At 72.7% G+C, this 20,947-nt stretch carries 17 protein-coding genes and 1 pseudogene; 15 read left to right on the top strand and 3 right to left on the bottom strand.

The features are described 5' to 3' along the window. Nucleotide 1 precedes the first annotated feature (1 nt). From ACIBKY_RS37645 to ACIBKY_RS37575, 15 genes and pseudogenes are all read left to right on the top strand, one after another. Nucleotides 2–1,231, top strand: a complete 1,230-nt coding sequence (locus tag ACIBKY_RS37645; protein WP_397104460.1) for an NADH-ubiquinone oxidoreductase-F iron-sulfur binding region domain-containing protein — start codon at nt 2–4, stop codon at nt 1,229–1,231. 3 nt (nt 1,232–1,234) lie between these two features. Next, on the top strand, nt 1,235–1,429 hold the full coding sequence (locus ACIBKY_RS37640; protein WP_397104458.1) for a ferredoxin: 195 nt from the start codon (nt 1,235–1,237) through the stop codon (nt 1,427–1,429). Between the two features lie 23 nt (nt 1,430–1,452). Beyond that, complete coding sequence (locus ACIBKY_RS37635) at nt 1,453–1,890, top strand: YybH family protein (protein WP_397104456.1); 438 nt, start codon at nt 1,453–1,455, stop codon at nt 1,888–1,890. Next, nucleotides 1,887–2,747, top strand: coding sequence for a DUF1028 domain-containing protein (locus tag ACIBKY_RS37630; RefSeq protein WP_397104454.1), 861 nt, complete (start codon nt 1,887–1,889; stop codon nt 2,745–2,747). Before ACIBKY_RS37635 ends, ACIBKY_RS37630 begins: the two co-directional genes overlap by 4 nt. Beyond that, complete coding sequence (locus tag ACIBKY_RS37625; protein ID WP_397104452.1) at nt 2,744–3,631, top strand: dimethylarginine dimethylaminohydrolase family protein; 888 nt, start codon at nt 2,744–2,746, stop codon at nt 3,629–3,631. Before ACIBKY_RS37630 ends, ACIBKY_RS37625 begins: the two co-directional genes overlap by 4 nt. 7 nt (nt 3,632–3,638) lie before the next feature. Further along, nucleotides 3,639–5,243 (top strand): sigma-54-dependent Fis family transcriptional regulator, encoded by a 1,605-nt coding sequence (locus ACIBKY_RS37620; protein WP_397104450.1) that lies wholly within the window; start codon nt 3,639–3,641, stop codon nt 5,241–5,243. 47 nt (nt 5,244–5,290) lie between these two features. After that, nucleotides 5,291–6,781, top strand: a complete 1,491-nt coding sequence (locus ACIBKY_RS37615; protein WP_397104448.1) for an aldehyde dehydrogenase family protein — start codon at nt 5,291–5,293, stop codon at nt 6,779–6,781. Nucleotides 6,782–6,825: 44 nt separating this feature from the next. Then, a complete protein-coding gene (locus ACIBKY_RS37610) occupies nt 6,826–8,361 on the top strand; it encodes a class I adenylate-forming enzyme family protein (RefSeq protein ID WP_397104446.1) in 1,536 nt (511 codons plus the stop codon). Between the two features lie 536 nt (nt 8,362–8,897). Further along, nucleotides 8,898–9,296, top strand: a complete 399-nt coding sequence (locus ACIBKY_RS37605; RefSeq protein ID WP_397104444.1) for a VOC family protein — start codon at nt 8,898–8,900, stop codon at nt 9,294–9,296. Nucleotides 9,297–9,334: 38 nt separating this feature from the next. Further along, on the top strand, nt 9,335–9,673 hold the full coding sequence (locus ACIBKY_RS37600) for a YciI family protein (RefSeq protein ID WP_397104442.1): 339 nt from the start codon (nt 9,335–9,337) through the stop codon (nt 9,671–9,673). Further along, entirely contained in the window at nt 9,670–10,911 is a 1,242-nt protein-coding gene (locus tag ACIBKY_RS37595; RefSeq protein ID WP_397104440.1) for an RNA polymerase sigma factor, read from the top strand. The genes ACIBKY_RS37600 and ACIBKY_RS37595 overlap by 4 nt, the downstream gene beginning before the upstream one ends. Before the next feature lie 115 nt (nt 10,912–11,026). Further along, on the top strand, nt 11,027–11,665 hold the full coding sequence (locus tag ACIBKY_RS37590; RefSeq protein WP_397104438.1) for a MarR family winged helix-turn-helix transcriptional regulator: 639 nt from the start codon (nt 11,027–11,029) through the stop codon (nt 11,663–11,665). Nucleotides 11,666–11,803: 138 nt separating this feature from the next. Then, nucleotides 11,804–11,959, top strand: a pseudogene (locus ACIBKY_RS37585) (MOSC domain-containing protein); the annotation flags it as partial. A gap of 49 nt (nt 11,960–12,008) precedes the next feature. Beyond that, the gene (locus ACIBKY_RS37580) at nt 12,009–12,599 is read left to right on the top strand and encodes a protoglobin domain-containing protein (protein WP_397104436.1); all 591 of its coding nucleotides are present in this window, start codon (nt 12,009–12,011) and stop codon (nt 12,597–12,599) included. A gap of 261 nt (nt 12,600–12,860) precedes the next feature. Next, entirely contained in the window at nt 12,861–13,259 is a 399-nt protein-coding gene (locus ACIBKY_RS37575; protein ID WP_397104434.1) for a hypothetical protein, read from the top strand. A 111-nt stretch (nt 13,260–13,370) separates the two neighbouring features. On the opposite strand, the gene ACIBKY_RS37570 is transcribed toward ACIBKY_RS37575, so the two are convergent. From ACIBKY_RS37570 to ACIBKY_RS37560, 3 genes are all read right to left on the bottom strand, one after another. Continuing rightward, a complete protein-coding gene (locus ACIBKY_RS37570; protein WP_397104432.1) occupies nt 13,371–14,681 on the bottom strand; it encodes a TolB family protein in 1,311 nt (436 codons plus the stop codon). Then, nucleotides 14,678–15,178, bottom strand: a complete 501-nt coding sequence (locus tag ACIBKY_RS37565; protein ID WP_397104430.1) for a SigE family RNA polymerase sigma factor — start codon at nt 15,176–15,178, stop codon at nt 14,678–14,680. The genes ACIBKY_RS37570 and ACIBKY_RS37565 overlap by 4 nt, the downstream gene beginning before the upstream one ends. A gap of 180 nt (nt 15,179–15,358) precedes the next feature. Beyond that, the gene (locus tag ACIBKY_RS37560) at nt 15,359–20,671 is read right to left on the bottom strand and encodes an SDR family NAD(P)-dependent oxidoreductase (RefSeq protein ID WP_397104428.1); all 5,313 of its coding nucleotides are present in this window, start codon (nt 20,669–20,671) and stop codon (nt 15,359–15,361) included. Nucleotides 20,672–20,947 lie beyond the last annotated feature (276 nt).

Below are 20,947 nucleotides of genomic sequence, written 5' to 3'. Positions count from 1 at the left end.
GATGCGCACCCAGGCCCTCGTGGCCGTGCCGCCCGGAGGCGGCGTGGCCGTACGGGGCAACGTCAAGGAGGACTACGCCCGCCACCTCGCCTCGGACGGCGACAGCGCGCTACGTCACTCGCCGGAGGCCGTCCTGGCCGCGATCAGCGCGGCCGGACTGCGCGGACGGGGCGGAGCCGGGTTCCCGGTCGCCACGAAGATCGAAGCGGTCCGTGCCGCGGAAGGCCCGCGCGCGCTCGTCGCCAACGGGGAGGAAGGCGAGCCGGCCAGCGTCAAGGACCGCTACCTCATGCGGACGCGGCCCCACCTGGTGCTGGAGGGCATGCTCCTCGCCGCGCGCCTGACCGGCGCCGACCGCGCCATCCTGTACGCCTCCGACGCGCCGTCGGCCCGTTCGATCCGGCAGGCACTGTCCGAACGCCGCTCCAGCTCGATCGACGTCTTCGACGCCGAGTCCGGCTACGTCAGCGGCGAGGAGACCGCGCTCGTGCGCGCGATCGACGGCGGCCCCGCCAAGCCCACGGCCAAGCCGCCCCGTCCTCACGAACAGGGCGTCGCCGGCCGTCCCACGCTGGTGCTCAACGTCGAGTCGCTGGCCAGGATGGCGTTGCTGACCCGGTTCCGGCGCGGCGGCCTGCTGGTGACGCTCTCGGGCTCGGGTGGCGCGCCGGTGCTGACGGAGGTCCCTCATGGGGTACGGCCGGCCGAGCTGGCCGCCCGCTTCGGCTTCGACGCCTGCCGGGGCTTCCTGGCCGGGGGCTTCTCCGGCGGCCTGCTGCCGCCCTCGGCCGGGGACACGCCCCTGACCCACGAGGCCATGCGCGCGATCGGCAGCACACTCGGCTGCGGCGCCCTGGTGGCCATCGGGCGCGACGACTGCCCGGTGGCGGCCGCCGCCGACGTGCTGGCCTTCTTCGACAGGGCCAACGCCGGCCAGTGCGGAAGCTGCTTCAAGGGCACGAGCGCCATGGCCGGGGCCGCGGAGGCGCTGCGCGCGGGCACGGCGGTCCCCGAGCAGGTGGACCGGCTGGAGCAGTGGGCGCGGCGGCTGCGTGGCCGCGGCGCCTGCGGCACCCTCGACGCCGCCTGCCTGACCGCGGACAGCCTGCTCCGCCACTTCCCGGAGGAGATCCGGCACCACCTGGCCGGGCCATGCGCGCGCTGCGCCCGGCTGCCGGTGGGCGCCGACACCCGCTTCCGGGTGCACCCACCCGAACCCGAGGAGGACTGACAGATGCGTGTGAACGTCGACGGCACCAAATGCGCCGCCTACGCGCTGTGCGTGGAGATCGCGCCTCAGGTCTTCGACCTTGACGACTTCGGCTACGCCGTGGCGACGCGGGAGGACGTCCCGGCGGAGCTGGAGGCGGCGACCGGGGAGGCGATCGAGGCCTGCCCCGCCCAGGCGATCCGCCGCCTCGGCCACTGAGGGACCCACCAAAGGAGAGTGACATGAACGACGACGAGCGGCGCGTCCGCGAACTGCACGACGGCTGGGTGACGGCCAACGGCACCGGCGATATCGGCTGGCTGCGCGCCCATCTGGCCGGTGACGACTTCATCATGTGGAACACGCTGGGCAGCAACTTCTTCGGCCTCGACGGCATCGCCGAGCTGTGGAAGCGGTTGATCGCGATGGCGGGCGAGGCCGTACCCCAGAAGGTCGTCTCGCGGGCGTGGGACGAGCGGATCACCGTCGGCGGGGATCTGGCCGTGGTCAGCTACCTGTGCCGGCTGACCGTCGACTTCGGGCCGCGTGGCGGGGAGGCGGGCGGCGACCTCGACCAGAGTTACCGCGCCACCGAGGTCTACCACCGGCGCGACGGCGACTGGAAGATGATCCACTACCATGGCTCGCCGCACGAGCCCGGCGTCATGGGCGGGTCATGACCTTCTCCTTGGCCGCACGCTGCGCGCGTACCGGCCGGATGGGCGTCGCGGTGGCCTCGCACTCCCTCGCGGTCGGCGCGGTGGTGCCGTGGGCCCGTCCGGGCGTGGGCGCCGGCGTCGCCCAGGCGCTCACCGACCGGCGGTACGGCCGGCGGCTGCCGGAGCTGCTGGCCAGCGGCCTGACGCCGGAGGCGGCGCTGAAGCTCGCCATGACCGATGACGAGAGTGCCGCGCTGCGCCAGATCGGCCTCGTGGACGTCCACGGCCGCACCGCCGGGCACACCGGCGGCGGTTGCGTGGCCCACGCGGGATGGCGGGCCGGCGCCGGCGTCGTGGCCCAGGGCAACATGCTCGCCGCCGACGGGCTGTGGGACCTCATGGCCGACCGGTTCGCCGGCACGTCGGGCGAGCTGGCCGACCGGCTGCTGACCGCCCTGCGCGCGGCCGGGAAGGCGGGTGGCGACGTGCGCGGCGGGCAGGCCGCGAGCCTGTGTGTCGTGGACGCGACGCCGGAGGGCGGTGTCCTGCTCGACCTGCGCGTCGATGACCACCCCGACCCGCTGGCCGAGCTGGAGCGCCTGCTCGGGCTCTGGCGCGGCGACCGCCTGATGCGCTCGGCCATCGACGCCATGCTCGCGGGCGGCGAGCCGGAGCCGATCCTGGCCGATCTCGACCTGGCCCAGCGGGCCTTCGGCGCGGGCAACCGGGAGCCCTCGTTCTGGCGGTGCCTCGCGCTGGCCGGCGCCGGCCGCTTCGACGCGAACCTGCTCGACGACCTCGTCCGGCGGAACCCGGGCTGGGGCGAGCTCTATCACCGCCTCCACACCATCACCTCCACAACGAAGAGGACACAATGATCGAAATCAGTGTCACCAGCGACGTCGGCCTGCTCCGGGACGTGATCGTGGGCCCCTCCAAGGCGTTCACCCTGGAGGACCTCTACCGCGAGGCGCTGGCCGACGGCCACGACGGCGACGAGGACCTCCTCAACGAGATGCTCGCCCGCTACTCCATCGAGGCCCCCGACCCCGCGATCGCGGCCAAGCAGCACGCCGGGCTCGTCGCGGTACTGGAGGAGCATGACGTGACCGTCCGCTGGGCGGACCCCGTCGGCTGCGCCGTCCAGATGTACACCCGGGACATGGGCTTCGCCATCGACGACGTCTTCTTCCTGGCCCGCCCGGCCACCCCCACCCGCCGGCGGGAGCAGTCGGCGTTGCTGAGCCTGCACTCGCGCATGTCCAAGGTGCGCGCGCTGGACGCCGGCTTCATCGAGGGCGGCGACGTGCTGGTCACCCCCTCCGAGGTGCTGGTCGGGATCGGCGACAGTACCGACGAGGAGGGGGTCGAGGCGCTGCGCCGGGCCATGGCCGCGGCGGGCCTGTCGCGCGACGTGGTGCCGATGCGCTTCACCCACCGGGGCGTGGTTCACCTGGACGTGCACTTCACCCTCGCCTCACCCGACGTCGGCCTCGTCAGCCCCGCCGCGTTCGACGCCGAGAGCCTCGGCCACCTCCGCGACCGCTTCAAGCTGATCACCGTGACCCCGCAGGAGGTACGGGCGCTCGCGGTCAACACGGTCGCGCTCGGACCCGACCGGCTCATCATCCAGGCCGGGCACGAGCGGCTCGAGGCCGAGCTGTCCCGGCACGGCATCACGCCCGTACCGGTGGAGTTCGCGGAAGTCACCCGCTTCCCCGGCGGTCTGCACTGCGCGACGCTCCCGCTGGTCAGGGAGTAGGCGGCTCGTGACCGACATCAACGCCGCCCGCCTTCGCCCGGACATCGCCCGCTCCTGGCGGCGGGCGGCGTTGAGCGGTCTCGATCCCGGTTCTGGCGTGGCCGAGGGAGGGCTGGAGGAGGTCGACTCCGGCAGCAGGCTGATGGTGGCCGCGAAGCCGGTGCTCGACGCCGTCGCCGGGCATCTGCGCGACACCCGCTTCAGCGTGCTGCTCGCCGACGGCGAGGCCCGCATCGTGGATCGGCGGCTCGGCGACACGCGCCTGGCGGACGCGCTGGATGAGGTGCTCGCGGTGCCCGGATGCCGCTACACCGAAGACATCACCGGAACCAACGCGCTGGCGACCGCGTTCGAGCTCCGCCGCGGGGTCTCGGTGGTCGGCACCGAGCATTTTCTCGAGCGGCTGAAGGGGTTCTGCTGTTACGGCCACCCCGTCATCCATCCGGTGACCGGCCGGCTGGAGGGAGTGCTCGACGTGACGGGGCTGGCGCGGGATGCCACCGGCCTGCTCGAACCCTTCCTCGCCCAGGCCGTACGCGGCATCGAGCAGCGGCTGATGGAGGGAAGCAGGCTCTCCGACCAGGTCATGCTGGCCGCCTACCGCGCTCGCACCGCCCGCACCGGCGCTCCCGTCATCGTTCTGGGCGACGGGATCACGCTGGCCAGCCGGTCGGCGATCGAGCTGTTCGACCCCGCCGTCGTGCGGGCGCTCGGCCGGGACCTGACCGGCGAGGACGGCGTCTGCCTGCTCCCCGGCCGCGCCGGGAGTCCGGTCCGTGCCCGGTTCTCGGTGCTGCCGGGCACCCGGCGGGCAGTGCTGTTCGAAGCCACCGACGCCGGGCCGGCACCGCCGGCCGTACCCCGCGCACGCGCGGCCGAGAGCATCGCGGATCAGCTTGAGCCGTTCCGCCGGCGGCGCAGCAGGCTGCTGATCCACGGCGAGCCGGGCAGCGGCCGCACGTACGCGGCGCACGCGCTGGCCGGAGATCACCCCAGCACCGTCCTCGACGCCGCCTGCCTGCCGGCCGCCGGTATGACGGCGGCACTGCGTCGCGGCCGCGACCACCTCGTCGTCATCGACGGCATCCACCTGCTCGACGACCCCACGGCGGCGAAGCTCGCTCATCTCCTGGACGGCACGACCGGCTGGTACGCCCTCACCAGCGGTCCGGTCGAAGAGCTGACCGGCGAACGGATCGGCCCGGCCGCGCGATGCACCTCCCGCTGGGAGACCACCCCGCTGCGCTCGCGCCGCCACGACATCCCCGCGCTGGCCCGTGCGCTGCTGAAACGCCACGGCGGCACGGCCCACCTCACCCCCGCGGCCCTGGATGCCCTGAGCCGCTCCGCCTGGCCCGGCAACCTCGCGGAACTGTCGGCCGTGATGGCCGAGCTCGCCCGGCGTACCGACGCGGGAGTGATCACCGAGCTGGACCTGCCCACCACCTTCCGCTACCCCCGGCGGCGGCTGTCCGCGCTTGAGCAGGCGGAGTTCGACACCATCAGGTCCGTCCTGGATCGCTGCCGCGGCAACAAGGTTCACGCCGCCGCGGCGCTGGGAATCGCCCGGACCACGCTGTATCGGCGGCTCAGGGAGCTCGGTCTCGACTGACCCCTGTTGCGGATCGCGACAGTTACCGGCCCCGGTCGTGGCCCACGATGACGGCCAACGGCAACGACACACGGGAGGCCGACATGAGCGACGGCGGGCCGTCCATCCAGTTCGACGGCGACTACGTCCTGACCATCAACGGGAAGCCGGAGCGGTCGGTGACCACGTCGGCCGTGGTCAATCCCGCGACCGGCGAGATCATCGCAGAGGTTCCGGTCGCCGGCCCGGAGCAGCTCGACGAGGCCGTGGAAGCGGCGCGGGCGGCCTTCCCCTCGTGGGCGGCCACCCCGCTCCCTCGGCGGCAGGCGATCGTGAGCGCCATCGGCGACCGGCTGGAGGCACACGCCGGGGAGTTCATGACGCTGCTGACCCGCGAGCAGGGCAAGCCCGGCAGCGGCGCCACGTGGGAGGTCTTGGGGTCGGTCGCGTGGCTGCGCGCGATCGCCGCTCAGTCCCTTCCGGAGGAGGTCATCGAAGACACCGCCGACCGGCGCGTGATCACCCGCTACCCGCCCCTCGGCGTGGTCGGCGGCATCACACCGTGGAACTTCCCCATCCTGCTCGCGGTGTGGAAGATCGCCCCCGCGCTCGTGGCCGGCAACTGCGTCATCGTCAAGCCCTCGCCGTTCACCCCGCTGTGTACCCTCAAGCTCGCCGAACTGGTCCAGGACCTGCTGCCCCCCGGCGTGTTCAGCGTGCTGTCGGGCGACGACGACCTGGGCAAGCAGCTCACCGCGCACCCCGGAATTGACAAGATCGCCTTCACCGGGAACACCGAGACCGGCAAGCACGTCATGCGTTCGGCGGCCGGCAACCTCAAGCGGATCACCCTGGAGCTCGGCGGCAACGACCCGGCGATCGTGCTGCCGGACGTGGACCCGGCCAAGATCGCGCCGCAGCTGTTCTGGGCGGCCTTCCAGAACAACGCGCAGTTCTGCAACGCCGCCAAGCGCCTGTACATCCATGCCGACGTCTACGAGCAGGTCCGCGACGCGCTCGTCGACTACGCCCGCACGATCACGGTGGGCGACGGCGCCGACCCGGGCACCGACCTCGGCCCGATCCAGAACCGGCCCCAGTTCGAGAAGGTCAAGGAGTACTTCGACGACTGCGCCCGCAACGGGTACACCTTCGCTCTCGGCGGCCAGATCGACGAGTCCGCCCGAGGCTGGTTCGTCCCGGTGACCCTGGTGGACGACCCGCCGGAGGACTCACGGCTGATGCGCGAGGAGCCGTTCGGCCCCATCCTGCCGTTGGTGCGCTGGAGCGACGAGGCCGATGTGATCGCGCGCGCCAACGACACCGCGTTCGGCCTGGGCGCCAGCGTGTGGGGCAAGGACCTGGAGGCCGTCGAGCGCATCGGGCGGCAGATCGAGGCGGGCACCGTGTGGCTCAACGAGGTGCACCAGTACTCCCCCGCCCAGGCCTTCGGCGGGCACAAGCAGTCCGGCATCGGCTGTGAGAACTCGCTGCATGGGCTGATGGAGTACACCAACTGGCAGACGGTCACCCTGAACAAGAGGCCCGACGCCGTCTGAGTGACCACCTACCGACCTTCTATTCCTGGACAAGGATGGCTGCGATGAACGGGCCGGGTGAGATCCTGCCGCACAGCGCGGCGTTGTTCCCGCACAAGAGCGCGCTGGTGACGGCGATGCGTGAACTGACCTACGCCGAGCTGGACCATATGTCCGCGTCCGTCGCCGCGGCGCTGGCCGAGCGCGGCATCCGGCCCGGCGACCGCGTCTCGCTGTACGCGCACAACCGGTGGGAGTGGGTCGTGGCCTATCACGCCGTGCTCAAGGCCGGCGCGGTGGTGAACCCGATCAACGTGATGCTCACCGCGGACGAGGTGCGCCACGTCCTGCGCGACTGTCAGGCGGTGGCGCTGTTCGCCTCACGCGACGAACTCGCCGCCCTGGGCGGGGTGCTCGACGCGGTCGGCTCGCTGCGCAGCGTGATCTGCTTCGACGACCCGCCTCCCGGTGCCGAAGCCTTCGCCGGCTGTCTCGCCACGACGGCGCCGCCGGAGCCCGTGCGGGTGCGCCGGGAGCAGCCGTCCACGATCGGCTACACCTCGGGCACCACGGGGCATCCCAAGGGTGCCGTCCAGTCACAGCGGGCGGTGCTGATGAACTGCGAGCTGACCGCCCGCATGCACCGCAGAACCGCGGCGGACACGCTCCTCACGGCGCTGCCCGCCCCGCATGTCTACGGCAACGTGGCGATCAACAGCACGTTCCTATCCGGCGGGACGGTCGTGCTGCTGGAACGCTTCGACGCGCGGACCGTGCTGGAGCTCATCGCCAGGCACCGGGTGACCATGTTCGAGGGCGTGCCGGCGATGTACGCGATGCTGCTGGCCCACGAACGGCTCGCCGCCACCGATCTGAGCTCGCTGACGCGCTGCACCGTCGGCGGGCAGACCATCGCCCGCTCCACCATCGAGCGCTGGCAGCAGGTCAGCGGCGCCCCGCTGATCGAGTTGTGGGGCATGACCGAACTGTCCGGCCTGGGGACGACGCATTGGGCCGGCGCGGAGCCCTGCCCCGGCTCGATCGGCGTGGCCCTGCCCGGCATCGACGTGCGGATCGGCGACCTGGACGACGCCTCCCGCACCGCACCGTCAGGGACACCGGGAGAACTGCTCGTGCGGGGTCCGCTGGTCATGCTCGGGTACTTCGGCGACGACGCGGCCACGGCGGAGGCGATCGACCAGGACGGCTGGCTGCGCACCGGCGACATCGCCTACCAGGACGGCACCGGCCATCTCTTCATCGTCGACCGCCGCAAGGACATGATCATCACTGCGGGCTACAACGTCTACCCCGCCGAGATCGAACGCGTCCTGGCCGCACACCCGGCCGTGGCGATGGTCGCGGTCGGGCCGATCCCCGACGAGGTCAAGGGAGAGACGGCCCGCGCCTACATCGTCCCGTCCGGCGGCGCCACGGCCACCCCCGAGGAACTGATCGCGTACTGCCGCGGCAGGCTCGCCGCCTACAAGCTTCCCCGTTCCATCCAGTTCGTCCCGGCGCTGCCCCAGACGTCCACCGGCAAGATCATGCGCCGGAAACTGATCGAACTGGCAGCCGATCACGCCGGCCCCGGCAAGTGAGGCACCGCCCCCTCACCCACGGGCCCTTCCTCAGTGCCGTCCGCCCCTTGAGTCAGGTGAAGGTGGGCGTGACCACGCTCAGCGGCCACCCGTGCCGCCCTTCGCGCAGCCGGCCGACGTACAGCCGCGGGGCCGGATAGGGGCATTGCGGCTCCACGGCGCAGTCCAGGCATCTCGCGGCGGCCCCTTCCGGACGGTTGGCCGGGCGGAAGCGCTGGAGCCCGCCGGACGCGGCGGCCCACGACGTACTGCAGCCAGCCGAGGTCGTGGGACGACTTGGCCGGCGGCATGAACGCCGACCGGTCCGCGCGGCGCCAGTTGCCGCGCACGTAGGAGTGCGCCTGGTGCCAGAAGCCCACGGGTTCGAGGTGCAGGACCGACACGATCTCCCCGATGCGCCCGGAGTCCAGCACCGCCTTGACGGTGTCGGTGCAGGGCGCGTACCGCAGGTGTCGTATTGAGGGTCCCGCCGATCGTCGTGCTGGTGAAGGGGCCCGGTCCACGGGCCCCCCGGGAGAACATCGGGAGTGCGCGTCATGCATCCGACGCTCAACATCATCGACATCGTGGTGTCCGATCTGCGGGCCTCGATCGCCTTCTACGGCCGGCTCGGGCTGGAGTTCAAGATCGACGAGTACTCGCCGGAGCACGCCGGCTGTGACCTGCCGAACGGGTTGCACGTGATGCTCGACACCGAGGGTTTTCGCACGCCGTTCCTGCCGGGCTGGAGCAGGCCGTCCGGCGGGCCGCGCACGCTGCTGTGCTTCGAGTTCGAGACTCCGGCCGGGGTGGACGCCAAGTACCGCGAGCTCACCGGGGCCGGGTACCGGGGGATCGCCGAGCCGTTCGACGCCTTCTGGGGCATGCGCTATGCCACGGTGGCCGATCCGGACGGGTGCGGCGTCGACCTGTACGCCACGCTGCCGGCCGGATGAGCGCGGGTACATCATCGGACAAGCGGAAGGAACAGGGAATGAAGTACGTGCTGATGTTCATCGAGACCGAGGGGTTCTCCCGGCAACTGGAGGAGATGGGCGAACTGGAGCGGCGTGAGGCCTATGAGGCGGTGGGCCGGTGGTTCACCGACAACGCCGCCGTGATCACGCACCACGCGCATCTGGCGCCGGTGCACAGCACCACCACCATGCGCCTGGACGGTGCCGAGCCGGTCGTCACCGACGGGCCGTACATGGAGGGCAAGGAGGTGGTGAGCGGGATCGCCGAGGTCGAGGTGGCTGATCTGGACGAGGTGCTGAAGCTGGCCCGCTCCTGGCCTGCGTGCCCGATCGTGGAGATCCGCCCCGTCTCATGACCGGCTCCGTGGACCCGCCCGCACGTACCGGGGAGTGCCCGGACGGCGACAGCGGGCGCGTGCTCGCGCGGGTGTTGCGCGAGCACGCGGGCCGGCTGGCGGCGAGCCTGATCTCGCTGCTGGGCGACTTCTCGGCCGCCGAGGATCTGGTGCAGGACGCGGTGGAGACGGCGCTGCGGCGCTGGCCGGTGGAGGGCGTTCCCGACCGGCCGCAGGCGTGGCTGTACACGGTCGCCCGGCGGCGGGGCCTGGACGTGCTGCGGCGCGAGTCGAACTACCGGGCCAAGCTGGCCCAGCTGCGCCGGCCGGAGCCGCAGGAGGCCGATGACCGGCTGCGGCTGATCTTCACCTGCTGTCATCCGGCGCTGGCCCCTGAGGCCAGGATCGCCCTCACCCTGCGGGTGGTGTGCGGGCTGTCGGTGGCGCAGATCGCCGCGGCGTTCGTCGTGCCGGAGGCGACGGTGGCCCAGCGCATCACCCGGGCGAAGAAGAAGATCGGCGAGGCCGGCATCCCCTACCGTGTCCCAGCGGCCGAGGAACTGCCGGAGCGGCTGGCCTCGGTGCTGTCGGTCGTCTACCTGCTGTTCAATGAGGGCTACCTGTCCAGCACTCCCGAGCGGGCTCAGGCGCGTGACCTGGTCGACGACGCCGAATGGCTGGCCGCGCTACTGGCCAATCTGGTGCCCGGCGAGCCGGAGGTGGCCGGGCTGCTGGCGCTGATCCGGCTGCACCGCGCCCGCGGTCCGGCCCGTTTCGACGACCGCGGCCGGCTGGTGCTGCTGGCCGACCAGGACCGCTCGCGCTGGGACCACCAGGCGATCGAGCGGGCGGCCACGCTGCTGACGCGGGCGGCGCGGGCGCACCGGCGGCCGGGGCCGTACCAGCTGCAGGCGGCGATCGCGGCCTGCCACGCGGAGGCGCCGTCGTTCGCCGCCACCGACTGGGCGCAGATCCTCGTGCTCTACGACATGCTCGCGCACTTCGCTCCCTCGCCCATCACCCGGCTGCACCGCGCGATCGCCGTGCGCCAGGTGCACGGCCCCGCGGTGGCGCTGGCCGAGGTGGACGCGCTGGAGCACGACCTGGCCACTTACGCCCTCTGGCACGCCACCCGCGCCGAGCTGCTCCGCGAACTGGGCCGGGCCGGGCAGGCGCGGGCCTGTGACGAGCGGGCGCTGGAGCTGACCGCCAACCCCGCCCAGCAGGCGCTGCTGACCGAACGGCTCACCTGGACCTGACCGAAGCCGCCGGCGCTTCGGACCGGCCGCGGCCCGGACCCGCCGCTCCACCTGACCCCGGCAGCCGAAAGGTATCCTGACTGGGATTAGGAGTCCTATCTTTATGGGCGGGCGCATGACCGAGCATGTGACGGAGACCGGCGGCATGGGCAGCCTGGAGCACGGCGCGGGAGACCTGGAACGGCGGCTGGCCGACGCGGTCGAGCGCCTCGGGCACGGTCTGCGCTCGCTGGCCCAGAGCAGCGCCCGCGAGCACGGGTTGTCTGCGCTGCAGCAGCAGACGGTGCTCGCCCTCGTCCGCGTGCCCGCTGCCCGCCGGGAGGTGAGCGCGCTGGCCGCGGAGTTCGACGTCACCTCGCCGACCTTGTCCGACGCCGTCGCCGCGCTGGAGCGCAAGGGACTCGTGGCGCGCTCGCCGGGCCCCGACGGGCGCCGGCGGCTGCTCAGCCTGACCGACGGCGGCCGGGAGGTCGCGCGGCGGCTCGCGCCATGGGACGGGCCGCTGCTGGAGGCCTTCGCGAAGCTGCCGGTCGCCGACCGGGCGACGACGCTGCACAGCCTGCTGCGGGTGATCGCGGACCTGCAGCGCCGGGGCGTGGTGAGCGTCGTGCGGACGTGCACGACCTGCCGCTTCTTCGAGTCCCACGCCCACGCCGACCCCGCCGCTCCCCACCATTGCCACCTGCTGCGGGCGCCGCTGCCCCTGGCCGGCCTGCGGATCGACTGCCCCGAACACGAGCCGGCCACGGCGTAGCCGGCGAGCCGATCGCCCCGCGCACGCCCTCTCCGCCGTGGGCGATGTGCCGTTCGACGCCTTCCTCGCGGTCTTGCCCGAACACCGGTGCGGCATCACACCGGGCAAAGTAGGTAGGACTCCTACCAATCTTGTGGCATGCTTCCTGGAGACGACACAACCATCGCGACCGTCGTGCCGCAGGTGACCCAGCCGCGCCGACCCTGCCACAAGCCGGCCGCCTGCCACGGCATCCGCGACCTTGCCGCCGCGACCCCGCGCGGTGGCAGGACCGGGTTCTACCGCCGGGTCCTGTGCCCCGGAACCCCATCCACGCCCGATCGCCGACTCGACAAGGAGCACCATGAGCACCACGAGCCCGATCCCCGGATACACCCACGACGACCCGGCGCTCGCCGCGTCGCCGGTCACCCTGGACGACCTCGCCAGGCTGCGGGCCGGCGTCCTGTTCGGCCCCGACGACCAGGCCGCGCTGAAGACCGCCGGAGACGTCCTCGGCGGGCAGATCGAGCAGATCCTCGACGTCTGGTACGGCTTCGTCGGCTCACACCCCCACCTGCTCGCCTACTTCTCCACGCCCGACGGAGAGCCGATCGGCGAGTACCTGACGCGCGTGCGGGCGCGTTTCGGCCGCTGGATCACCGACACCTGCACCCGTCCCCACGACGAGCGCTGGCTGGCCTACCAGCACGAGATCGCCCTGCGGCACACCCGGGAGAAGAAGAACCACACCGATCGGGCCGACTCGGTGCCCGACATCCCGCTGCGCTACCTCATCGCGTTCATCTACCCGATCACCGCGACGATCCGGCCCTTCCTGGCCGCGGACGGGCACGACGACGACCAGGTCGAGGCCATGTTCCAGGCCTGGTTCAAGGCCGTCACCCTGCAGATCGCGCTGTGGTCGCAGCCCTACGCGGGCCCCGCCTGGTAACCACCACGACGCCATGACCCGTGGCGCCATCACGGTAGAAGCGCCTGTTCGGCCTCCGTAAATCAGTCCGTACTCCGCGGCCTGGAACGGCAGGGCGCCGGCCCGGGATCAGACCGCGTTTCCCCTGTCGCGATCGCTTCGCCGCCGCCGGGACGTGGTTCTGAGCCCGCCCGGAGAGCCGCGCGACGAGCTCAGGAGCCCACCCTGGGTGGGCTCCTGAGGTCATGGTGTTCCCGGCCGGGATGAGGCAGGATCGCCGCCATGACCACCAGCGGCGGCGACCTGATCGCGATCACGATGTCGGTCGATCACTGGCTGGTCATCGATGCCGCGCTGGACAACGCGAGCGCCGTCTTCGCCGACGACCACGGCCGGAGCCTGCGCGAGCTGCGCGCTCTCGGCTTGGCCGCGCTGCCCGACTGGCCCGCCGACGCGGAAGGCGTGGGGCACGGGCCACGCCCCGGCCGCACCGTGACCCTCACGCTGACCCGCGGTCAATGGAGCACCATCGCCTCCGTGCTGCGCAGGGAAGCCGACGTCATCACCGCCGGCGCCGATCCCGGCAGCGGGGCCGCCGGGCTCCATCGTGCGATCGCCGCCTTTCTCGGCTCCCGCACCGGCGACACCGGCCCCCCGCCGTCAACTCCGGGCACCCTGTGAGCGCCGGCGATGAGGTCCGGCCGGCTGTCTTGTTCTGCTTCGGGCTCCCGGGCCCGGCCACGGGGCACGCCCGGCGGGGCGCGGGCCTGGTCGCCGGGGACGCCGTAGCCCCTACGTGATCGCGGCCAGGTCCAGGACGTACATCTCGTTCTTGATCGGGTAGGTCATCAGGCGGTCCAGGCCGCCGTCGGGGATCGTCATGTTTCCTTCCGTATCCGGGCGGATGCCGAGATCCGCGGATCTGCCGGTGTCGGCGTCGTACAGCGTCAGGACGGCCCGGTTGCCCGGTCCTCGCAGCGTGACCTTGAAGAAACGCTCCAAACCGGCGTCGTCTCCCAGCTGGAAGGTGCGCGGCAGTTCCCGCTCCCGGGAGCCGTCGCGGTCGCGGACGAATCTTCGCAGGATGGTCTGGGACTGCACCGTGTCCGGGCAGCGCCGCCTGCCGCACCGGATCTCCTTGCCGGAGCGGTCGCGGGGGCGTTCGACCTTGACGGTCCTGTAGCGCACGGCAACGCCCGCGCACCGCTCGAGGCCGCACCTGACCTCCTCGCCGGCCTTGACCACGGCGTCGCGCCGTTCACCGGTCTCGGCGTTGAGCAGCTCGCGGAAGATCGCCTTTCCGTGATGGACGCCCACCCACGGCCACCGCAGGATGTGGTGCCGCTCGGCGCCCTTCACCGGCCGCGGCGAGCCCCCGCTCAGGGGCACCCGGTAGACCCCGCCCTTCTCGTACGCGAAGACCACGTCCTGGCCCGTCACGGTCAACCCGTCGATATGCCCCTGCTTCATGACGTTTCCGAGCGGCACGTCGGTCACCACCCGAGGCCGGCCACCGGCGGCCGGTACCGTCCAGATCCGGGCGACGCGCGGGCGGCCCGCCTCCTTGTGGGACGCCCACCAGACGATGTGGCCGCCATCGGCGGCGACGTCGTCGGGGAAGATCGCCGATCCCTTCGTCGCGGGGATCTCGGCGATCCGCGTGGGCTTGCCGGTGCCCAGGTCGTAGCTCCACAGGAACTGACGCGCCCCGTCGGACACGCCCGTCATGACCAGCAGCGTGCGATCGTCGAGGAGCAGCTGCGGATGGTACGCGCGGCCGTCGGGCAGCTTGACCGGGATCTTGTGTACGGCCCGCGGCCACACCGTCCCGATGGGCGGCGGAATCCCGTCCGCCCGCGGCCCCGCCTCGCCGGTCGCGCTGACCACGGGGTACGGCCCGGCCGACGCCCCCAGGGCGCTCACCACCGCGCCCACCCCGCCGGCCACCAGGACCACGGCCGCGGCCGCGCGTACGGCGGCGGTCCGGGCCCGACGCCGGCGATGGCGGGTCTTGACCGTCGCGACCATCCCGGCGGGCGCCCGCGGCGCGCCATGCGCGGCCCCGGAAAGAACGCGGCTCAGCTTCTCTTCCAGGTCGGTCATCGCAGGCTCCCATGGGTCGCCGGTGAGGAGGAAAGGGAGGAACGCAGCTTGTCCAGGCCCCGGAAGGCCTGGCTGCGCACGGTTCCGGAAGAGATGCCGAGCACCTTGGCGATGTCGGCGTCGCTGAGCCGCTCGTAGGAGCGCAGCACCAGCACGGCACGCTGCCCGCGGGGCAGGGCGGCCAGTTCCTGCCACAGGCCCTGTTCCTCGTCGGGAAGGAAGACTTCGTGGTGGACCCGCTCCGGTGGTTCTCCGGTGAGGTGTTCACGCCTGCGCCGCCGCCAGACGCTGATGTGCAACCGCGCCATCGTGGTCCGGACGTAGCTGTGCGGGCTGTCCTTGCGTCCCACCCCCGGCCAGGCGCCGCACAGCCGTACCAGGGCCTCCTGGACCAGGTCGGCGGCGTCATGAGGGTTGCCGGTCAGGACGTATCCGTAGCGGAGCAGGGCGTCCGTCTGCTCTGCCACGAAGTCGTCGAAGCCGGGTTCGTCGTCCACGTGTCGTCCCTTCGGTCGTCATGTCCCAGACGACCGAAGGGACGAAGATGTTGCATCGCGCGGCGGACGTTCTCCGGGATCTCGGGGGTGGTGCGCTCCGGCCTTCCGGTACCGCCGCCCCGGGCGCTCGCGACCGGTCACCGGCCGCGAGCGCCCGAAGGGCCGGGCGTGGGACGGTGCTCAGCCGCGGGCGTTCCTGGGCTGGGCTGTGATGCCGGTGGACGGCGGTGCCGTGCCCTCCGTCCTGGCCTGTGCCACCAGGGCGGCCATCCCGGTCACCGTCGCCTCCCTGAACAGGCTGCGCATCGGCAACCGGACGCCCAGCTTCTTGCGGATCAGTGAGATGAGCTGGACCGCGACCAGCGAGTTGCCGCCCAGCTCGAAGAAGTCGTCCTCGATGCCGACCCGCGGCGTGCCCAGCACCTCCGACCACAGCGCGGCCAGCGCGGCCTCCACCCCGTCGCGCGGCGCGACGTAGCCGGTGTCGTCCTGCTCGCCGTCCTCGGCGGCGGCGCCGCCCGTGGGAAGCGCCGATTCCAGGGTCTCCTTGGTGAGCGTACGCACCCCGGCCACGAACTCGGCCAGAGGTGTGGCGTTGACCACCACCTGGGTGCCGACCGCGTGCCCGAGCAGGCGGCGGAAGGCGTCGGCGCCCAACGCGGGCAGGATGCCGGCCTGGGCGCCCTCGCGGTCGAGCGCGACACCGGCGGCGGCCGACTTCTCCGGCACCTCCGGCTGTCCGTCGTCCTCGCCCACGCTCTGGGTGACCGACTCGACGTCCACCCGCCGCAGCACGAACTCCGAGATCTCCACGACCGGCCGCCCGGTGTCGTCGTACATCGTGAGGTCCACGGCGATGACCTCGCCGCCGCCCTCCCGGTGTACGGCGTGGCTCCACACCCTGGCCGGCAGCGGCGCGTACACGGTGAGCCGGCCGTAGCCGAGGGGAAGGTAGCTGTGCTCCCCGGCGGCGCTGACGAACGCGGTGGCCTCGTCGAGCAGCGCCGGATGCAGGCCGTAGCCGCCGAGCTCGGCGGCGGTCTCCGGCGCCGCCTCCAGCAGGGCGATCTCCTCCCCCGCCCCCTGGGCGACCGAGCGCAGGCTGCGCCAGCGCGGGCCGAAGGTGACCAGGCCGGAGGCGGAGGCGAACATGTTCTCCGTGCGCGTGCCGTACGAGCAGCGGGCGCGGATCCCGGCGAGGTCGGCCGTGCTTGCGGCGGCACCGGCCACCCAGGCGGCGCTACCCCTCGCATGGGTGCGCGGGGCGCCCCCGGCGACGCTGACCACCTCGAAGTCGGCACCCTCGCCGGTCGCGGTGAACAGCACCCGCAGCTCGGCGGAGGAGGACACCGGCAGCGGCGCGGTGAAGGCCACGTCGCGCAGCTCGACCACGTGCTCCGGTCCGGGTGCGGCCACCACGGAGGTGAACGCGAAGCGGGCGCACTCGAGGTAGCCGGTGCCGGGCAGGACGGGGACGCCGGCCAGGCGGTGCTCGTCCAGCACCCAGTGGGTGGCGGGCGAGATCCTGCCGCCGCACCAGGCCAGGCGGCCGTCGCCCGGCTCGTGCAGCTCGGTGAGCAGCGGGTGCGCCAGGGGGCTGGTCCGGTCGCCGCGCTGGAGCGCGCGGAAGACCTTGGGCGCCTCGACCTCCGCGGCCATGCCCACTTCCAGCCAGGCGCCCCAGTTGACCGACAGCACCCGTCCGGGCCAGGTGGCGGCGTAGGCGTCGAGGAAGGCGTTCGCGGCGCAGTAGTCCACCTGGCCGAAGCCGCCCGCCACGGCGGTGACGGACGAGCAGAGCATGACGAAGTCGAGGTCCAGGTCGCCGAAGACGTCGCGCAGCGCCCGCGTCCCGGCGATCTTCGGCGCCATGACGCGGGCGGCGTCGGCGGGGTCCTTGACCTCGGCCATGCCGCCACCGGGCAGACCAGCGGCGTGGACCAGGCCGTCCACGCGGCCGAAGCGCTCCAGCGCGCTCGCGCGCACCCGGCGCAGCGCCTCCGGGTCGGTCACGTCGGCGGCGAGCACGAGCACCCCCGCTCCGGCCGCCTCCATGCGCGCGATGGCCGCCCGCGCCCTCGGTCCGGGCGTGCCGGTACGGCTGAGCAGGACCACGGCGCCGCGGGTACGCGTGGCCAGGTCCTCGGCCAGGGTGAGGCCGATGCCGCCCAGGCCGCCGGTGACGACGTAGACGCCGCCTTCGCGCAGCCCGGCCATCGGGTCGGGGGACGGCGGCAGCTCGACGGCCTCGTGGTGCTGCGTCCACCGGCGGCCCGAACGCAGGACGACCGGTGTGGTCGCGGCGCCGGCCAGCTCGGCCACCAGCGCCTCCAGGTCACCGGCCGCCGACTCCACGTCGATGTGGCGCACCGACAACCACGGCGCCTCCAGCGGCAGCACGTTCGCGATGCCGGTCACGGTGGCGTGTTCCGGCCGGCGGACGTCGTGGCCGAGCACGTTCTGCGCGCCCTCGGTGAGGACGTCGAGGCGGACCTCCTTCTCCCGCTCCGACTGGGCCAGCGCCTGGAACAACGCCAGCAGGGTGTAGAAGCCGTCCTCCTCCGCCGTGCCGGCGTCCAGGGCCCAGGCGTGGACGACGTGCCCGGGAGTCCCGATCTCCGCCAGCAGGCGCTCGCAGTCCTCCCGGGATCCCGGGCGCATGGTGAACGAACCGTCGGCGGCGCCGTACGCCTCGCCCACGCGGACGGTCACCACCTCGGCACCGGCCGAGCGCAGCGCGGCCGTCAGCGGCTCGCTCGCCGGTCCGGCGAACACGAGCAGGCGCTCCCCCAGCGGCGCGCCGGAGACGGGCCGCGGGGTCTGCCGCCAGGTGGGCAGGTTGAACCACTGCTCGATCGGCAGCGCGCCGGTCCTGGGCGACCTGGGGTAGATCAGCTCGGGGTCGGCCGTGATCGGCACCCAGTGGCGGGTGCGCTCGTAGGGGTAGGTGGGCAGCGGGACCCGGCGGCCGGGCTCGCCGGGGGCCTCCAGCGGCGCGCCGGCGACCCAGAGCGCGCCCGCCGCCGCGTACAGCACCCGCAGGTCGGAGCCGGAGTCGGCGGGGCCGGGCAGGCTGGGCAGCGGCTTCGGCGCGCTCTTCGGGAGCTGGCTCCTGATCAGGCCGGAGAGCTGCCGGCCCGGGCCGCATTCGACGAGCCGCCACTCGCCCTCGGCCGCCAGCGCGGCCACGCAGTCGCCGAACCGCACCGGTTCGCGCAGGTGGCGGGCCCAGTAGGCCGGATCGACGGCCTCCCCGGGGGTGATCCAGGTGCCGCTCACGTTGGACAGGAACGGCAGCGCCGGCACGCGGCGCTCGGTGGCGGCGACGAGCTGGTGGAACTCACCCACGATCGGGTCCATCATCGGCGAGTGGAAGGCGTGTGAGGTGCGCAAGGCGGTCGAGGTGACGCCCTGCGCGGTGAGCCTGTCGCGGTACTCGGCGACCAGCGTCTCCGGCCCCGCGACCACGCAGGTGCCGGGGCCGTTGACGGTGGCGATCACCAGGCCGTCGGGCAGGCCGGGCCGTACCTCGCGCTCGTCGAGGCGGACGGCCAGCATCGAGCCGGCCGGCGTGCTCTGCATCAGCCTGCCGCGGGCGGCGACCAGGCGGATCGCGCCGGGCAGGTCGAAGACGCCCGCGACGGTGGCGGCGACGTACTCGCCGATGCTGTGGCCGATCATCGCGGCCGGCTCGATGCCCCACGAGCGCCAGAGCTGGGCCAGCGCGTACTCGATGGTGAACAGCGCGGGCTGGGTGAGCTCGGTGCGCCGCAGCGCCTCGGCGTCGTGGGTGAGCGGGTCGAAGCCGAGCAGCCGGGCGCACTCCTCGACGGCGTCGCGGAAGACCGCCTCCGTCTGGTACAGCTCCCTGCCCATGCCCTCGTACTGGGCGCCCTGGCCGGGGAACAGCAAGGCCACGCGCGGGTTGCCGGCCGCGCCCCTGACCAGGCGCCGCTGGTCGCCGAGTGCCCGTACGGCCTCCTCGTGGCTGCCCGCCACGACGACCGCGCGGTGCTTGAACCGGCGCCGGCCGGTACGCAGCGTGTGCGCGACGTCGGCCAGGTCGAGGTCCTCCGTGGCGAGGCGGGCGGCCAGCCGTTCCGTCATGGCGGTCAGCGCGGACGGCGTGCGGGCCGACAGCCGCAGCAGGTGCTGACCGCGGTGCTCACGGACGACCGGAGGGAGCGGCGGCGCCTCCTCGACCACGATGTGGGCGTTGGTGCCGCCGATGCCGAAGGAGCTGACGCCCGCGCGGCGGGGCACGCCGTTCGACTTCCACTCGGTCAGCTCGGCCGCCACGTGGAACGGGTTGGTGCCGAAGGGGATGCGCGGGTTGGGCCGCTCGTAGTTGAGCGTGGGCGGGATCTGGCCGTGCTCGATCGCCAGGACCGTCTTGGTCAGCCCGGCGATGCCGGCGGCCGGGCCCAGGTGGCCGATGTTGGTCTTGACCGAGCCGATCGCGCACCAGCCCACGTCGTCGGTGTCGCGGCCGAACACCGCGCTCAGCCCGCTCACCTCGATCGGGTCGCCGACGGAGGTGCCGGTGCCGTGCGCCTCCACGTACGTGATCGTGCGCGGGTCGATGCCGGCGACCGCGAGCGCGCCCGCGACCGCCCCGGCCTGTCCCTCGGAGCTGGGCGCGGAGAAGCCGGCCTTCGAGGAGCCGTCGTTGTTGATGGCGTTGCCGCGGATGACCGCGCGGATGTGGTCGCCGTCGGCGACCGCGTCGGACAGTCTCTTGAGTACGGCGATGCCGCCCCCGCCGCCCCAGATGGTGCCCTGAGCCGAGGCGTCGAAGGCGCGGCAGTGGCCGTCGGGCGAGTAGATGCCGTCCTGGTGGTACAGGTAGCCCCACTCCGGCGGCAGCTCGAAGGAGGCGCCGCCGGTCAGTGCCATGTCGCACTCCCCGCCCCGTAACGCCTCGCAGGCCACGTGCACCGCCACCAGCGAGGAGGAGCAGGCGGTGTGCAGGGTCAGGCTGGGGCCGCGCAGGTCGAGTTTGTAGGAGACGAACGTGGCCAGGTAGTCGGGGTGGTTGCCCACGTAGACGGCGAGGTTTCCGGCCGAGGCGTGGGTCTTGCGGTCGCGCCGGATGTAGAGCCACTGGTACTCGTCGGAACCGATGGCGCCGTACACGCCGATCTCGCCGTCGTAGCGGGCCGGGTCGTAGCCCGCGTCCTCCAGCGCGGTGTGCGCCAGCTCCAGGAAGAGGCGCTGCTGCGGGTCGCGCAGCTCGGCCTCGCGTGGCGACATTCCGAAGAAGGCGGCGTCGAGGGCGCCGTACTCGGCGGCGATGGACGAGGCCCGGACGAAGTTGGGGTCGTCCAGCAGGTAGCCGGGCACGCCGAGTCCGGCCTGCTCATCCCGGCTGTAGAAACGCACAGACTCCACGCCATCCACGAGATTGCGCCAGAACTGCGGCACATCCCCCGCGCCGGGCAGCCGGCAGGCCAGCCCGACGACGGCGATGGGCTCGACCGTCGGTTCGGTCATGTCTCACTCTTTCCTTGTGGGCCTGGTCCTGGCACGGGCTTGCGGCGATCCGCCGGGTGGCGCGGCCGGAACCGGAGGTGGTGCCGTGGCCGTCGAGGTGGGCGGCCGGCTTGCGGAGGGTGGGGAGGCGGAAGAGCTGGGCGTCGGCTGGCAATGGGAACGCCGTACTCAATGGTTCACCAGGCATTCACTAGAGTCCGGATAAATCCTTATAGCCAAGGACATAATTCCAAGTCAACGCCCATTTCGGACGCATACAAAACCGGCAAAGGGCGT

This window comes from Nonomuraea sp. NPDC050394, assembly GCF_044459065.1.
Classification (GTDB): domain Bacteria; phylum Actinomycetota; class Actinomycetes; order Streptosporangiales; family Streptosporangiaceae; genus Nonomuraea.
Note: the sequence above shows the minus strand (reverse complement) of the source record. Positions and strands in the feature narration are given on the sequence as shown.

Coding starts and splice junctions, on each gene's coding strand:
- ACIBKY_RS37645 (WP_397104460.1), top strand. CDS start 2: ATGCGCACCCAGGCCCTCGTGGCCGTGCCGCCCGGAGGCGGCGTGGCC.
- ACIBKY_RS37640 (WP_397104458.1), top strand. CDS start 1,235: ATGCGTGTGAACGTCGACGGCACCAAATGCGCCGCCTACGCGCTGTGC.
- ACIBKY_RS37635 (WP_397104456.1), top strand. CDS start 1,453: ATGAACGACGACGAGCGGCGCGTCCGCGAACTGCACGACGGCTGGGTG.
- ACIBKY_RS37630 (WP_397104454.1), top strand. CDS start 1,887: ATGACCTTCTCCTTGGCCGCACGCTGCGCGCGTACCGGCCGGATGGGC.
- ACIBKY_RS37625 (WP_397104452.1), top strand. CDS start 2,744: ATGATCGAAATCAGTGTCACCAGCGACGTCGGCCTGCTCCGGGACGTG.
- ACIBKY_RS37615 (WP_397104448.1), top strand. CDS start 5,291: ATGACGGCCAACGGCAACGACACACGGGAGGCCGACATGAGCGACGGC.
- ACIBKY_RS37610 (WP_397104446.1), top strand. CDS start 6,826: ATGAACGGGCCGGGTGAGATCCTGCCGCACAGCGCGGCGTTGTTCCCG.
- ACIBKY_RS37605 (WP_397104444.1), top strand. CDS start 8,898: ATGCATCCGACGCTCAACATCATCGACATCGTGGTGTCCGATCTGCGG.
- ACIBKY_RS37600 (WP_397104442.1), top strand. CDS start 9,335: ATGAAGTACGTGCTGATGTTCATCGAGACCGAGGGGTTCTCCCGGCAA.
- ACIBKY_RS37595 (WP_397104440.1), top strand. CDS start 9,670: ATGACCGGCTCCGTGGACCCGCCCGCACGTACCGGGGAGTGCCCGGAC.
- ACIBKY_RS37590 (WP_397104438.1), top strand. CDS start 11,027: ATGACCGAGCATGTGACGGAGACCGGCGGCATGGGCAGCCTGGAGCAC.
- ACIBKY_RS37580 (WP_397104436.1), top strand. CDS start 12,009: ATGAGCACCACGAGCCCGATCCCCGGATACACCCACGACGACCCGGCG.
- ACIBKY_RS37575 (WP_397104434.1), top strand. CDS start 12,861: ATGACCACCAGCGGCGGCGACCTGATCGCGATCACGATGTCGGTCGAT.
- ACIBKY_RS37570 (WP_397104432.1), bottom strand. CDS start 14,681: ATGACCGACCTGGAAGAGAAGCTGAGCCGCGTTCTTTCCGGGGCCGCG.
- ACIBKY_RS37560 (WP_397104428.1), bottom strand. CDS start 20,671: ATGACCGAACCGACGGTCGAGCCCATCGCCGTCGTCGGGCTGGCCTGC.